This window comes from Streptomyces sp. NPDC059861, from assembly GCF_042731435.1.
GTDB lineage: Bacteria > Actinomycetota > Actinomycetes > Streptomycetales > Streptomycetaceae > Streptomyces.
The window spans coordinates 42,930-56,215 of record NZ_JBHWJQ010000038.1; the positions used below are offsets into that span (position 1 = coordinate 42,930).

The window sequence follows — 13,286 nt, forward strand, 5'->3', positions numbered from 1 at the left end:
AACTCGATGGTGGGCCCTGTAGGGCAGAAGGACGCCGGATGGATCCCGGCGGGCCGAGCACTGGTCCTGACGTTTGAAGAGGTAGGCCTTCATCACGGTCTGCTGGAAGGAGTTGCCCGCGGCGTCCTTCACGTACGCTCGCCTTTGGCCCGGTTCCATTCGTCCAGATCCGACGCCGCGCGCACCGCAGCGGCAGACGACACTGGTGATAGCCCGCCAGGGCCCTCGGCGGGGCGTGGCACTGGCGTTTTCCGGGATCCCCATCTCCCGCCCGGCCGACACCGGCAGCCGCATGGCGCGTGTCCTGGCCATCATGCAGGCAGAGCCCGAACAGCTCTGGCGCTCAAGGGAGGTCGCCGAGCTGCTCGGCGGCGTCACCCTCGTCGCCACGTATCGACAACTCGCTCGCTGGACCGAGCGAGGCATGATCAAGCGAGCCCGCGCCGGCCGCTGCACGGCATTCCCACAGATGACGAATCGGGGCGAGCCTTCGTTGTCGGTGGCGGCTGGAAGGCTGGTCGGATGAATGGTGATGAGCAGCTGTTGCGTGGCCGGGTCTACGGGCACGACCACGACGACCCCAACCCGGGCCCGCTTCCGCACCAGACGTACGCGGCTCTCGTAGGCGGGCCGCTGGACGGGCTGTTGCTGGACATCACCGGCTGGCGTAGCGAGGACGTCGATGACGGCGTTGCCCTTTTCACTGAGCTGTCACGGTGGCCGGGCGGCCGTGCCCTGTACGACCCGCGCCCCGGCGAGCCTCGCCCGCCGGGTCCGGGTGTGAGCTGTCGCTTCTACTATTCGGGTGACATGCCCTGACCACAGGCCCGACCACGGCGTCGGCCGCCTCGACCCTGAGCGTGACCGCGGCAGGTCAAAAGTCCGATTCGCCGGCGGGCGCCGCTGCTGCTCCCGTTACCAGCTGCGCATCGCCGCCCGCGCCCGGGAACTCGTCGACCATGGGACCCCCATCGATGCCGCCTGCCGCATCGTGATCCTGGAAGACCAGCTCGAAGAGGGCCAGCGGCTCAACGCCGATGGCCGCCCCGCCGCCCGACCAGCGGTCAGTGGACGGTGATCGAGATGGCGGTGTAGTGCGCGGCGAAGGCCGTCACGGTCAGGGCGTGGAACACCTCGTGGAAGCCGAACCAGCGGGGGGAGGGGTCGGGACGCTTCAGGGCGTAGACCACCGCGCCTGCGCTGTAGAGCAGACCCCCGGTCACGACCAGGATGGGCACTGCTGCACCGCCGTGGTGCAGGAAGTCGGGCAGGTAGCCCACGGGGGCCCATCCCAGGGCCAGGTAGCAGGGGGTGTAGAGCCAGCGGGGAGCTGCGACCCACAGGACACGGAAGGCGACACCGGCCAGTGCACCCGTCCACACGACCCACAGCAGCAGGGTTTGCCGGTCGGAGGGGAGCAGGAGGACGGCCAGAGGGGTGCAGGTGCCGGCGATGATCAGGAAGATGTTGGCGTGGTCGAGGCGGCGCAGAACCGCTTCGCCCACGGGTCCCCAGGTACCGAGATGGTAGACGGCGCTCGTCCCGAACAGCAGCCAGGCGGTGCTGGCGTACACCGTGCAGGCCAGGGTCGCCTGTGGTGTCCGGGCCAGGCAGATCAGAGTGATGCCCGCGATCAACGAGGCAGGGGCCATTGCAGCGTGGAGCCAGCCTCGCAGCTTGGGCTTGATCGGTTCGACCAGGTCGGCCGCCCGCTCTGCCAGCGTGGTAGCAGGATGAGGGCGTCCCTGCGCACCACGCTGGTTTGATCCATCGGAGGGAACGGCTGAAGCGTCTTTCTCTCCGTTCAGCCGCGCGGGCAGAACTCCGCCATCGGCATTGTCGCGAAACGCAGCTCTTCGGCCTGACTCGGCCTTGTGGTCATCACAGGCAACCATGCGGACATGCTAGAAGCCTGCCCGCGACAGCGTTTTCGGACGTCGGCCATGCCGGTGTCATCGGACGTGCCTGCTCAGTTACTTGGGGGGTGCCGACCCGCCGATCACCGCGGGCCGGAACCGGAGCGGACGTAGGTGACGACTACCAGCTGCGTTCACTGCCCGGCCGACTCCGCGCTGCCGGCCGGGACCGTGGCGGACGTGATGGCGGACGTGAAGGTGAACTCGCCCGGGACGAGGTCCACGACGTCAACCCCACCGAGCGTCCCTTACAGAGTCGTTGAACTTGGCACACGGGTTGCGCAGTGCCGTCATCTCGAACGGCGGTGGGGCCGAGTGTGACCATGCGTGGTGGTGATGTTTTCCCGCCGGGCTGGCCCGCGGGGACGTCGAGGCCCTCGAGCATGGTCTGCGCGGTTGGGTATCCCCGCTGTCCCGGCGTAACGCTGTGCTCCACGCGCTTTGATACCTGTGTCCGCTGGATCAGAATTTTGCGGCACTTGCAGGGCAGCTTTATTGCGGCGTTGATTGAAGTGGAAGCTTTCCATGTGCTCAGACTGTTTCGGCGTGCTAGTGTCGTTGTCAGTTGCAGTTGTGGTCCCGAGCTTCAAATGCTTTCAATTGGCCTCCGGGTTGTTGGCAGCGCTTTTGTTTTCCGGTCTTTTTCCGGGCGGGGTGATCATCGCGGCGACACGGTGTCCGTACAGTGCGGGCGCCGATGCACTGCCCCAAAGGAGATTGACATGGCTGCTGGTACCGTGAAGTGGTTCAACGCGGAAAAGGGATTCGGCTTCATCGAGCAGGAGGGTGGCGGTCCTGATGTGTTCGCCCACTACTCGAACATCGCCGCCCAGGGCTTCCGCGAGCTGCTGGAGGGCCAGAAGGTGAACTTCGACATAGCGCAGGGCCAGAAGGGCCCGACGGCTGAGAACATCGTTCCCGCCTGACGCTGACTGTCGCGTACTTGTAGCTGGGGCCCGCATCCTTCGGGGTGCGGGCCCCAGCTACATGCGTTTTCCCGCAGTGCTTCGCCACCGGGACGCCGAGGAAGCGCGAACACGCCGCTATAACTGCGCCGCAGCCGGCGTCTTGGATAAGCAACGCCATCGCGCCACCCCTTTTCAATTTCCGCGTTCTGCGGGGCGGGCATTGCCTGACGGCAGACACGCATCGACTATGCAATTAGGCCATTCTTGCGTTTCTCCGTGCTCATCGCTGCGGAAAATTCTTTGACATGCGCCGCATCGAGGAAGGTCCGCATGAACCGCACACGCACGAATGACCGTTTCGCTCGTACCCGTAATGGCAGTGCTGCCCCCGCAAAGAGCGGCGGACGCCTCGGCCCGTCGGCTCCGAGCCGCTCGGGCGGGCCCATCCGCTCCGGTGGCCATAGCCGCCGGCCCCCGGCGCTACAGGGGGAGTTCGCTCTTCCGGAGACGATCACCCCGGCACTCCCCGCCGTCCAGGGCTTCGCCGATCTCGACATGCCCGCAGGACTGCTGGCCGCACTCGGCTCGCAGGGCGTGACTGCACCGTTCCCGATCCAGGCCGCGACCTTGCCGAACTCCCTCGCCGGCCGTGATGTCCTCGGCCGGGGGCGTACCGGTTCCGGTAAGACCCTGGCCTTCGGGCTGGCTCTGCTGGCCCGTACGGCCGGGCGGCGCGCCGAGGCCCGGCAGCCGCTCGGGCTGATTCTCGTACCGACGCGTGAGCTGGCGCAGCAGGTGACCGACGCGCTCGCTCCGTACGCCCGTTCCGTGAAGCTGCGGCTGGCCACAGTGGTGGGCGGAGTGCCGATCGGCCGCCAGACGAGCGCGCTGCGTGGTGGAGCCGAGGTCGTCGTCGCCACCCCGGGACGCCTCAAGGACCTCATCGAGCGCGGCGACTGCCGGCTGGACCGGGTCGGCGTCACCGTCCTCGACGAGGCGGACCAGATGGCGGACATGGGCTTCATGCCGCAGGTCACCGCGCTGCTCGACCAAGTACGGCCCGAGGGACAGCGCATGCTGTTCTCCGCCACCCTCGACCGCAACGTCGATCTGCTCGTGCGCCGCTACCTGAGCGACCCGGTCGTGCACTCCCTGGACCCGTCGGCCGGCGCGGTCACGACGATGGAGCACCACGTGCTTCACGTGCACGGCGCCGACAAGCACGCGACCACCACCCAAATCGCCGCACGCGAAGGCCGGGTGCTCATGTTCCTGGACACCAAGCACGCCGTCGACCGCCTCACCGAGCACCTCCTGAACAGCGGGGTGCGGGCCGCCGCCCTGCATGGGGGCAAGTCGCAGCCGCAGCGCACCCGGACGCTGACGCAGTTCAAAAGCGGGCACATCAGCGTGCTGGTGGCGACCAACGTCGCGGCACGCGGCATCCATGTCGACAGCCTTGACCTCGTCGTCAACGTCGACCCTCCGACCGACCACAAGGACTACCTCCACCGCGGTGGCCGTACAGCCCGTGCCGGCGAGTCCGGCAGCGTCGTCACCCTCGTCACCCCCAATCAGCGCCGCGCCATGACCCGCCTCATGGCAACGGCCGGCATCGTCCCGCAGACCACCCAGGTCCGCTCCGGCGAAGAGGCCCTGCACCGCATCACCGGCGCCCAACCGCCCTGCGGCATCCCGGTCGTCATCACCGCGCCCGTCGTCGAACGCCCCAAGCGCAGCGCCACCCGCGGCCGGCGCCGCCCCACCTCGGCAGCCCGGCGCGCGCCCGTCCAGCTGTCCACCGGCGTCGCGGCAGCATAGAACCGTCCTGACCAGGAAACCGGCTCACCCCCAGGAGGCACCTCTTGACGCTGACCCAAACACACCATCACGCGATCAACGCCGACCTGCTGCACCGGACGGTTGCCAACGCCATGGACCCGGCCGGGCCTCAGGTCTTGGACGACATGACCGTCGAGGTGGCGCTGTCCGTCATGACCGCCGCCCGCACAGCTCACCTCGTCGTCTGTGACGAGGACGCACGGTGCACCGGCATCGTCACCCACGCCCGGCTGGCCGCCGTTCGGGACAGCCGCGCGTACACCGACCGGGTCCGCTTGCGCGAGATCGTCGGCCACAACGGGCCCTTCGCCACGCCACTCACCACGATCGCAGAAGCCGAGCACACGATGCGCCACCGGCAGCTTGCGACCTTGCCCGTGGTCGACGAACACGGCAACGCCCTGGGCGTCCTCGCCCTCTCCCGCTGAACCTCCTCGGCCTGCCCCTCCTCCTTCCCTCTTTCTCCCTGTGAGGCATCATGCGCTGTGTCATCGCCCGCTTTCCCTTCGACCTGACCAAGAACGGCGTGCTGGAATCGATGAAGGGTGTCAAGCCCGAGCCGGTCGTCGGCGACACCGTGATCGTCGGGCGCCGCCACTACCCCGCCAAGCAGGTCGGCCAGGTCGTCACTCGCCAAGACCCCCGCGACTTCAGCGCGGGCGAGGTCCTGCGGGCCATGACCCAGCTCGGCTTCACCTGCCGCACCCTTCCCAAAGCCGCGCCCGCAAGGATCATCGATCCGCTCCAGCGGGCTTCCGCGATGCTCGGCGCTCCTCTGCCCGCCTGACACCGACGCGCCCCATGCCATGCGGCTGCCAGCTGCCCTATCCGAGACCACTCTCGTGGGTGAGCCTGCGCACCAGACGAGGGAGCAGGAGCCCCCGATGAGGTTCTTACGCACGAGTGAACGCGTCATGGAGCGCTGGGCAACTAATGTGCGGGGCTACCTGCTGCCGGCCAAGCCGCAGCCGGGCGAGGTCGTGGCCATACTCCTGCGGCAGTGCGACGACAACGCCCTGATTCTCGGCCGGCAGCACATCGTGGCGCCCAATGCCTTCGTCATCGAACTGCCCCCGGATATCCACCGGCAGCTCTCCGACAACCCCCTGCCCGTGGCACCCGTCCTCGTCCATCAGGTGTGCCGTCATGCCGCCGAACAGGGATACACCTTCGCCGGCCCCGTCGCCGTCGACCTGCGCCCCGCTCCAGGTGACACGCCCGCCCGGTTCCGCATCCACAGCCGCATCAGCCCGGCGCGAGGGCGACCCTAGCCCTCGGCGCTCGAGCGTCGTCGCCGATTGCGCCGCGCCGCTCAGACCAGGCAGGGAGCTGCAGTGCGGAGAACGTCGGCCTTCTCCACCGCGCGCAGCTGCTCCCGGTCACGGCCCCCGGGTGCGCGGCGACCACCGCAATCGGCGGACGCCGCTGTGCAGAACGACGTCGACGGCCCCCTCGGGCGCCGGTCGACTTGGACGCCTACTGCGCCGCGCCGTCCAAGCCGTCCCCCGCACACGGTCATCGCTTGCCTCTACAGCGAACTGGGCTGCGGGCGGCAGGCAGCCTGCATCCCGGGTCGGCGGGAGTGGAGCTGGGCTGTCTATGACACCAGGGTTGTAGTCCGTCTGGTGGAGGGTCCTCGTCTTCTGCGTGTTGTCCCTTTAGCGTGAGCGGCAGCCGTCGAAGGGAGGCCGCCATGTCGGATGAGGCGATGGGCCCGCTGGGTACGGAGATGCGGGAGGTCACGTTCCCGGACCAGTCCCGCGGGATCATCCTGGTGCAGGCGGGGACCCCACAGGACGAGGCCGATGGCATGGCCGCACGCGTGTGGGCCGAGCTGCCCAAAGGTTAGAGACGAGGGGCGGCGCCTCCCCGTCAGTCGGCTGGGGCGCGCTGCGTGTGACGGTGGTTGTTGTCAGCCGTGGTAGCTGATGTATTCGTTGAGAGCAGCGGGCCCAGGCGCCCGCTGACGTCGTCTGCGTGAGGCAGAAGGCTGGCTGTCCGCGACGCTGGAGGGCACCGTGCGCTGCGTCCAACCGTGCTCGCCGTCTCCGCGCTTTCTACGCTCACCTGGATCGTTTGGAGGTTGCACCTGCCCAGGCGGTCTGAAGCGTCGCTACACCACCTCACCATCAAGACCATCGCCGCGCACGCCACAGCTCCGTCGGCATGGTTCGTCGCATCACCGCCGACTGGTGGCGGCGGCAAGCCGACGACGTCAGCACCCAGCTACAGAGACGCCCCCGGCGACCGAGACCGCACCGGCTGCGCCGGGTGAGGGGATCGGCAGCGTCTTGTCCTGGTCAAGCGAGGTCGCGGCTGAACCTGCCCAGCACGGGCCGCAACCGCTCCGGGTCCGCGCCGACGCGGTCATGCAGGCACCGGAAGCGGGAGCGCCGCCGGCCGATGTCGTGGCCGCGAAGTCCGACAAGTACCTGCGGTTCTTCCGCCTGAAGAGCAAGGACCACCGCGGCGGGGAGGTTCCGGCGTGGCGGAACCTGTACCCGCCGACCGGCCGGGAGGGCCACCCTCCGGTCGCCGTGGTCTGCAATCCGGGCACCAGGAGGGGATCGCAGGCGCTGAAGAACCGCATGAACGCGGTCATGACCGAGACCCGCGCCATCTGGTCCGGCAGCTTTGAGCGCATGGGCATCGGCGTCGAGAACCCGGACGGCTACTACAACTACGCCAACGCCATCCCCATCCTGTTCACCACCCTCGAACGACTCCAGACACACGGCCCGCGAGCGGCCGTGTGGTGGCGCTGCGGACACGGCCAGTGGGAAACCCTCGATTCCGTCCTGGCCAACCCCGACGACGTCGACGCCTGGAACAAGCGCGATGAGGAACGCGCCGCCGCCAACGCGACGAGCAACGCCAGCGCGAACAGCAGCAGGAAATCGCCTGGGACCAACCGACCACCACGCCGCGACCGGCGGTGCTGCATGAGCGCCTAGAGCAACTGCCCGCCGCAAGGCGGCCCGTCCCACCCACCTCGGAGGCGTGCGAGCGGTGCGGTCAGCCCCGTGCCGGGCAGCCCGGCATCCGCTATGACGACGTGCCCGCGGAGGATGGCCGCCACTGCCCCGACTGCCGGACGGACCTGTCCCGCCAGCATCCAGGTCTCCTCACAGCGCTCTTCAAGCGCCGCAACTGACCACCAGACGCCCATCGGGCGGGCCCGCCAGATGGTTCTTCACGAGATCACACGGGCCCCGGGGGCGAGGGGCGAAATCCCCGGGGCCCGACTCGGGGGTGCACGGTTCAACGACACCCCCGATGAAGTGTCACGCGGGCGCCCCGGGCGCCTGCTCCGGCCGGCCGCGCTCATACGAATGAAGTGGGCCACTGCTGGCCACTCGGGGCAGCGGGGCTGGGAAACAGCTCTGTGCGGGCCCTCCACTACTGCCCACCGGTGGAGGGCCCCCTGTAAGCCTGTTCCTAGGCCCTTGTTTCTTGGATCATGTGCGGAGCCAGATCGCGAGGGCTGCGAGGTGCCGAGGTAGATGCGGGCACGTTTCTCGAAGCGGGTGGCGACGGCGCGGAAGCCCTTCAGCCGGTTGATGGCCCTTCAACGGTGTTTCGTTTCTTGTAGCGCTCGCTGTCGAACCCGGTGGGCCGCCCGCTCCAGAACGTCGATTCTGCCGGTGTTGGCGCTGGTCGAGACCTTCGGGGATGGTGTGCCGGATTCCGCGTCGCGGATGCGAGGGCCTGCTGACTCCGGGCTGCGGCACGGAGACCTGCTCCTGAGAGGAGAAGGTTCTCTCCTCGGACAGCGCCACCCCCCGTCACCACCGAAAGTGAGACAGGGCCGTTCGTTTGACAGACCCCTGAGGCTTCAACCCGCACCGTGCCGTGGTCAGTTGGGTGATTTTCTGCCGCCATACGGACGATGAAGTGGCTGGCCGAGTTGCGCCGGCACCCCAGGTGGAGACCTGTGTGGGGATCCGTACTTATTTGCCGCATGCCTCACCAGGAAGGAACCATGCCGTCTTTCGTCGATGCCGCATTCGGGGAGCCGGATCTTGGCGCCGCGCGGATGCAGATGGCGCTGTCGCTGGGCTGGCACATCATTCTGGCCTGCCTGGGCGTGGGAATGCCCGCGATCACACTGATCGCGGAGTGGCGTGGACACCGCACAGGAGATCTGAACTACCGACTGTTGGCGCGGCGCTGGGCGCGGGCGATGGGTGTGCTGTTCGCGGTGGGCGCGGTCTCCGGCACGATCCTGTCGTTTGAGATGGGCTTGCTGTGGCCGGGGCTGATGGGGACGTACGGCGAGGTGATCGGCCTGCCGTTCTCGCTGGAGGGCATTGCGTTCTTCATCGAGGCGATCTTCCTGGGGATCTACCTCTACGCCTGGGACCGGCTGCCGCCGGTTCCACACATGCTGTCCGGCCTGCCCATCGTCGTGGCCGGGGTGGCCAGTGCCTTCTTCGTCGTGACCGCCAACGCCTGGATGCAGCAGCCGACCGGTTTCGACACGGAGAACGGGCAAATCGTCTCGGTAGATCCGTGGGCAGCGATGTTCAACCCCGCGACTCCGCCGCAGACCGTGCACATGATCCTTGCGGCGTTCATGGTCGCCGGCTTTCTCATGGCGGGTGTCTACGCCGTGGCGATGCTGCGAGGCAGACGCCACCGCTACCACCGTCTCGGCTTCCTCATTCCCTTCACAGTCGCCGCGATCATTACCCCGGTGCAGATCGGAGTCGGGGACTGGGCGGCCCACTTCGTCGCCGAGAACCAGCCCGTGAAACTTGCCGCCATGGAAGGCGTCTTCCACACCGAGCACGGAGCCCCGCTGCACCTGGGCGGCTTCGCCATCGGCGGCGAGCTCCGCTATGCGCTGGAGATCCCCAACGGGCTGTCCCTGCTGGCCCACTGGTCACCCGACGCGGAGATCGTCGGACTGGAGAACGTACCGGAGGCCGACCGGCCACCGGTCAACGTCACACACTGGGCCTTCCAGATCATGGTCGGTACCGGCTTCGGCCTCTTGGCGCTGTCCGCCTGGCTCGCGCTCACCTGGAAGCGCCACCGGGACCTGCCACGCTCACCGTGGTTCCTGCGCGCCTGCGTCCTGTCAGGCGTGGGCGCGGTCCTGGCACTGGAAGCCGGCTGGACCGTCACCGAAGTAGGGCGCCAGCCCTGGATCGTCTACGGCGTGATGCGCACCTCGGAAGCGGTCAACCCCGCCCCCGGCCTCATCTGGGGGTTCGTCCTGGTGGCGCTGGTGTACGCGGTCCTGACCGTTGCCACCATCTACGTGCTGCGACGCCTGGCCCGCGACGAGCCCGTTCCCGTCGCCCCGCAGGAACGCGACGTATCCGACTACAAAGTCATCTGAGGTTCCCGTGCACCTGCCCGAGATCATGCTGGTCGTGCTGTGGATCGGCCTGACGGCGTACGTCCTGTTCGGCGGCGCCGACTTCGGCGCCGGGGTGTGGGACCTGCTCGCTGGAGGAGCCGAACGGGGCCGCGACCAGCGCGACCTGGTCGAGCACTCCATCGGCCCGGTGTGGGAGGCCAACCACGTCTGGCTGATCTTCGTGATCGTCCTCACCTGGACCGGTATCCCTTCCGTCTTCGCCGCGATCGCCTCCACCCTCTACATCCCGCTCACCGCCGTCGCGCTCGGCATCATCGCGCGCGGGGCAGCCTTCGCGTTTCGCAAGGTGAGCCGCGAGCTGTGGCAGCAACGGCTGTTCGGGGCCACCTTCGCCTTCTCCTCACTCGTCACACCCTTCTTCCTCGGCACCGTCGCCGGCGCCATCGCCTCCGGCCGCGTACCGCCCGGCATTGCGGCCGGGGACCTCGTCACCAGCTGGGTCAACCCCACTTCCCTCATCAGCGGCGTGCTGGCGGTGGGGACCGCGGCGTACCTCGCCGCCGTCTATCTCACCCGCGACGCCCAGCGCACCGGCGACGAAGCCCTCACCCAGGCTTTCAGGCTCCGTGCCCTTCACACCGGGGTGTTCGTCGGCGTGATGTCGGCCGTCGGGCTGTTCGTTCTGCGCGCAGACGCCCGGCCACTGTTCGACGACCTCACTTCCGGCGCCGCCTTGCCCCTCCTCGTGCTGTCCGTGGCCGCCGGCGTCGTCTCGCTGGCACTGCTCGCATGGGGCCGCTCCTACCTGATGGTCCGGCTGACCGCCGCCCTCGCGGTCACCGGACTCCTGTGGGGATGGGGTATCGGCCAGCACCCCGTGCTGCTCCCGGGCGTCTCTCTCGACGAGGCAGCCGCGACCGGCGCCGTGCTGGGAGCCAGCCTCGGCGCCCTGGCGGTCGGCGCCGTCCTGCTCGTGCCGTCCCTGTGGTGGCTGTACGCCACTTTCCAACGCGATCGCACCGGGGAGCACCGCGAGCTCACGCCCCCCTCGTGACGGCGACGAACGGGGTCCCCCAGAGGCGCAGCCACCGACTGAGGCTCGTGCTTGGGTTGTAGTGGGATGAACGCGACCGTCTACGCCAGGTCCTCGTTCGGCAGCGGGGTGAGCAGTACAGGCTGTCGGATCTCTTCGTCTTCCCGAACGGAGTGTCTGCGGCGTACCAGGTGCTGCCGCACTCGGGACAGACACCATCACCTGGGCCTTTATCACACCCACGCCCCTGACTACGCGTCATCAAAACAACCGGACATCCCAGGTCAGCGGCCGCCGCCGCGGATTGAGACAGCTGACTGCTCAACTCTCACAGGGCTTCGCGACTGTGCTGCAGCCGGAAGGGCTCACCCCGGGGCTGGACTCCGAACCCCCTGCTGTGCGCGCATAGCCGGCGCGGGAGAGCTCAAGCCGGCTCTCGTGTGGTGAGGGGTTCCTCTCCCGTGGTGCAGGCGACCCACCACACGTCAGGGCGCTTGTGTGGAGCGGGTGTCGGACGGCGCTACTGATCGTCCTCCTTGTTTGGGCTCTCGTAGCTCATGAACCAGTGACGGTCGAAGTAGCGAGCGGTCGAGTGTGGATGCCGCGGGTCGGTGAGCATGCGATAGATGAACTCCGCGGTCGAGCCGTCGAACCGGTCCCACTCGGAGTGGTCGTCCTCGGTCAGGAGGATGGGCCACCGGTCAGGGTCGGCGCCCTCGGTGAGCCAGTAGAACGACGTCTGCTGTTCCGTGCTCGCCCACTGCAGCAACCCGCCCGGAGCCGGGTACAGGCGGTACGGATCCCACCTGCCGCTGCCGTCGGCTCCGGCCGATCGAGCCCAGAACTCGTTGGTCCCGACGAGGTCGAGGCTGCCGGGCGGCCCGGCGGGGATCAGGAGGCCGAGGTTGTCGTCGAATTCGCCGTACCCGAAGCGTTCGACCAGTTCCTTGTAGTCACTGGGCAGCGCCGTCCCGAGACGGGTCTCGACCGTCACCCAGTCGACCGCGTTGCTCCGCTCCCGCTCCCACCCGGTGACGGCGACGACGCGGTCCACCCAGGGAGCATCCTCCGTCAGCCCGTCCGGCTGCGGTACGGCCCGCTCGGCGACCAGCAGTACCGGCCTCGCATCGCTGCCGGCCCGGACCGCGCCGCAGCCGATCCATCGGTCGGCGTGCGTCCATGCGCGCATCTCGACGACCCGGTCTCCGAAGGGGGCGAGGAGCGGCGCTCCGGTTCGTCCGGTCAGTGTCGGATCGGCGTACCCGTCCATGGCCAGGTTGCGCCTCTGTCCGTACCGGCCGCTGAGTACCCGGCCGAAGGCAGGCAGGTCCATGCCGTCATCTGCCGCCAGGCACACATGCCCCGCCTCATGACCGACCTGGCTGCACACCAGATCTCCCTGATCCAGTGCCACCAGGGCGTGAATGGCCGCGAGCAATTCCCATTCGTCCATGACCGGGAGTGAACCACAGGCCAATGACACCGCCGGCCGAGCTGCGCCCGGCGATCATCCTCATGGTGCAGGGACTATGACTGCGGGGGAAGTTGACACATGCCTTCCGGTGCTTGTGCCAGATCCGTGCCGGAACAGAGGAAAACCCACGGTCAATGCCGGTCGTTGCCTACCGGCCTCCAGTGCCGTCGTGCGGGCGTTCAGGCAGGTGATCGGCACAATGCCGCCCGACAGCGCCGGTGATTCCCAAGCTCAGTGCTTGTCTGCTCCCGCCACCGTGCAGTCAGGAGACGAGGTCACGCCAGAACGGCGCCGTTGCCCTCGGGTTCGAGAGCGCCGCTCGGACATGAACGCAGGTGCCCCCAACCGCACTCCTCACCCCCACCGACAGACTTGGAAAGCGTGTTGGTCTTCGTCTGTCGTTGGGGCAGAGACGCCGTCTCCCAGGGGAGCTGGGTTGACGTCGTGGACGAGGAAGCGATCACCATCAAGCTCACGCGCGATCAAGCGTTCGTGCTGTCGGACCGCTCGGGGCGGGGGAGTCGACCCAGGGCCACCACAGCTCGACCGCGGTGAAGCCGGCCGCGGCGGCCGCGGCCGGGCGCTCCAGGAGCGGGAGTTCCGTGAAGAGGATCGACAGGTTGACGTTGAAGCGCTGGTCTGCGAATCCCATCGGGGTCAGCGCTTCCTTCCGTCCGCCCAGCGTCCCCGCGCCACGCGCGCGGGGCGCCTTTTGCCGGTCGGTCTGGGGTATTCCGTATGCAGAAGTTGGCTTCTGCTTATCGGAAGTGTGCCCGCGCCGTGA

At 68.2% G+C, this 13,286-nt stretch carries 12 protein-coding genes and 3 pseudogenes; 11 read left to right on the top strand and 4 right to left on the bottom strand.

The features are described 5' to 3' along the window. Nucleotides 1–522 precede the first annotated feature (522 nt). Nucleotides 523–819 carry a hypothetical protein gene (locus ACFV6X_RS28195; RefSeq protein ID WP_385387952.1) on the top strand — a complete coding sequence of 99 codons (297 nt, stop codon included), beginning with the start codon at nucleotides 523–525 and terminating at the stop codon, nucleotides 817–819. Between the two features lie 61 nt (nucleotides 820–880). Next, nucleotides 881–1,078 (top strand): annotated as a pseudogene (locus tag ACFV6X_RS28200) (MerR family transcriptional regulator); the annotation flags it as partial. Here ACFV6X_RS28200 and ACFV6X_RS28205 read toward each other — a convergent pair. Beyond that, nucleotides 1,065–1,895, bottom strand: a complete 831-nt coding sequence (locus ACFV6X_RS28205; protein ID WP_385387954.1) for a hemolysin III family protein — start codon at nucleotides 1,893–1,895, stop codon at nucleotides 1,065–1,067. The pseudogene ACFV6X_RS28200 and the gene ACFV6X_RS28205 overlap by 14 nt on opposite strands. 743 nt (nucleotides 1,896–2,638) lie before the next feature. On the opposite strand from ACFV6X_RS28205, the gene ACFV6X_RS28210 reads away from it, so the two are divergent. The 7 genes from ACFV6X_RS28210 (at nucleotide 2,639) to ACFV6X_RS28240 (ending at nucleotide 7,620) form a co-directional block, all read left to right on the top strand. Further along, on the top strand, nucleotides 2,639–2,842 hold the full coding sequence (locus tag ACFV6X_RS28210; RefSeq protein ID WP_267058905.1) for a cold-shock protein: 204 nt from the start codon (nucleotides 2,639–2,641) through the stop codon (nucleotides 2,840–2,842). A 312-nt stretch (nucleotides 2,843–3,154) separates the two neighbouring features. Next, a complete protein-coding gene (locus ACFV6X_RS28215; RefSeq protein WP_385387957.1) occupies nucleotides 3,155–4,645 on the top strand; it encodes a DEAD/DEAH box helicase in 1,491 nt (496 codons plus the stop codon). Nucleotides 4,646–4,689: 44 nt separating this feature from the next. Beyond that, a complete protein-coding gene (locus ACFV6X_RS28220) occupies nucleotides 4,690–5,094 on the top strand; it encodes a CBS domain-containing protein (protein ID WP_385387960.1) in 405 nt (134 codons plus the stop codon). A 50-nt stretch (nucleotides 5,095–5,144) separates the two neighbouring features. After that, nucleotides 5,145–5,453 (top strand): SCO5918 family protein, encoded by a 309-nt coding sequence (locus ACFV6X_RS28225; protein ID WP_385387962.1) that lies wholly within the window; start codon nucleotides 5,145–5,147, stop codon nucleotides 5,451–5,453. A 97-nt stretch (nucleotides 5,454–5,550) separates the two neighbouring features. Next, complete coding sequence (locus ACFV6X_RS28230; protein ID WP_385387965.1) at nucleotides 5,551–5,937, top strand: FhaA domain-containing protein; 387 nt, start codon at nucleotides 5,551–5,553, stop codon at nucleotides 5,935–5,937. Nucleotides 5,938–6,359: 422 nt separating this feature from the next. Continuing rightward, nucleotides 6,360–6,515 (top strand): hypothetical protein, encoded by a 156-nt coding sequence (locus tag ACFV6X_RS28235; protein ID WP_385387968.1) that lies wholly within the window; start codon nucleotides 6,360–6,362, stop codon nucleotides 6,513–6,515. A 520-nt stretch (nucleotides 6,516–7,035) separates the two neighbouring features. Further along, on the top strand, nucleotides 7,036–7,620 hold the full coding sequence (locus tag ACFV6X_RS28240; RefSeq protein ID WP_385387970.1) for a hypothetical protein: 585 nt from the start codon (nucleotides 7,036–7,038) through the stop codon (nucleotides 7,618–7,620). Nucleotides 7,621–8,156: 536 nt separating this feature from the next. Here the strand turns inward: ACFV6X_RS28240 and ACFV6X_RS28245 are convergent. Continuing rightward, nucleotides 8,157–8,361: pseudogene (locus ACFV6X_RS28245) on the bottom strand (IS5/IS1182 family transposase); the annotation flags it as partial. Nucleotides 8,362–8,648: 287 nt separating this feature from the next. Between ACFV6X_RS28245 and ACFV6X_RS28250 the strand changes: the two are divergent. Both ACFV6X_RS28250 and ACFV6X_RS28255 read left to right on the top strand, forming a co-directional pair. Then, a complete protein-coding gene (locus ACFV6X_RS28250; RefSeq protein ID WP_385387972.1) occupies nucleotides 8,649–10,013 on the top strand; it encodes a cytochrome ubiquinol oxidase subunit I in 1,365 nt (454 codons plus the stop codon). A gap of 7 nt (nucleotides 10,014–10,020) precedes the next feature. Then, the gene (locus ACFV6X_RS28255) at nucleotides 10,021–11,049 is read left to right on the top strand and encodes a cytochrome d ubiquinol oxidase subunit II (RefSeq protein ID WP_385387974.1); all 1,029 of its coding nucleotides are present in this window, start codon (nucleotides 10,021–10,023) and stop codon (nucleotides 11,047–11,049) included. A 499-nt stretch (nucleotides 11,050–11,548) separates the two neighbouring features. Here ACFV6X_RS28255 and ACFV6X_RS28260 read toward each other — a convergent pair whose 3' ends face one another. Beyond that, entirely contained in the window at nucleotides 11,549–12,481 is a 933-nt protein-coding gene (locus ACFV6X_RS28260; protein WP_385387976.1) for a hypothetical protein, read from the bottom strand. A gap of 496 nt (nucleotides 12,482–12,977) precedes the next feature. Next, nucleotides 12,978–13,154, bottom strand: a pseudogene (locus ACFV6X_RS28265) (hydroxypyruvate isomerase); the annotation flags it as partial. Nucleotides 13,155–13,286: the final 132 nt, after the last annotated feature.

Bases quoted from the DNA above. Each gene is read 5' to 3' on its own strand.
- ACFV6X_RS28195 (WP_385387952.1), top strand. From the start codon at position 523: ATGAATGGTGATGAGCAGCTGTTGCGTGGCCGGGTCTACGGGCACGAC.
- ACFV6X_RS28205 (WP_385387954.1), bottom strand. From the start codon at position 1,895: ATGGTTGCCTGTGATGACCACAAGGCCGAGTCAGGCCGAAGAGCTGCG.
- ACFV6X_RS28210 (WP_267058905.1), top strand. From the start codon at position 2,639: ATGGCTGCTGGTACCGTGAAGTGGTTCAACGCGGAAAAGGGATTCGGC.
- ACFV6X_RS28215 (WP_385387957.1), top strand. From the start codon at position 3,155: ATGAACCGCACACGCACGAATGACCGTTTCGCTCGTACCCGTAATGGC.
- ACFV6X_RS28225 (WP_385387962.1), top strand. From the start codon at position 5,145: ATGCGCTGTGTCATCGCCCGCTTTCCCTTCGACCTGACCAAGAACGGC.
- ACFV6X_RS28230 (WP_385387965.1), top strand. From the start codon at position 5,551: ATGAGGTTCTTACGCACGAGTGAACGCGTCATGGAGCGCTGGGCAACT.
- ACFV6X_RS28235 (WP_385387968.1), top strand. From the start codon at position 6,360: ATGTCGGATGAGGCGATGGGCCCGCTGGGTACGGAGATGCGGGAGGTC.
- ACFV6X_RS28240 (WP_385387970.1), top strand. From the start codon at position 7,036: ATGCAGGCACCGGAAGCGGGAGCGCCGCCGGCCGATGTCGTGGCCGCG.
- ACFV6X_RS28250 (WP_385387972.1), top strand. From the start codon at position 8,649: ATGCCGTCTTTCGTCGATGCCGCATTCGGGGAGCCGGATCTTGGCGCC.
- ACFV6X_RS28260 (WP_385387976.1), bottom strand. From the start codon at position 12,481: ATGGACGAATGGGAATTGCTCGCGGCCATTCACGCCCTGGTGGCACTG.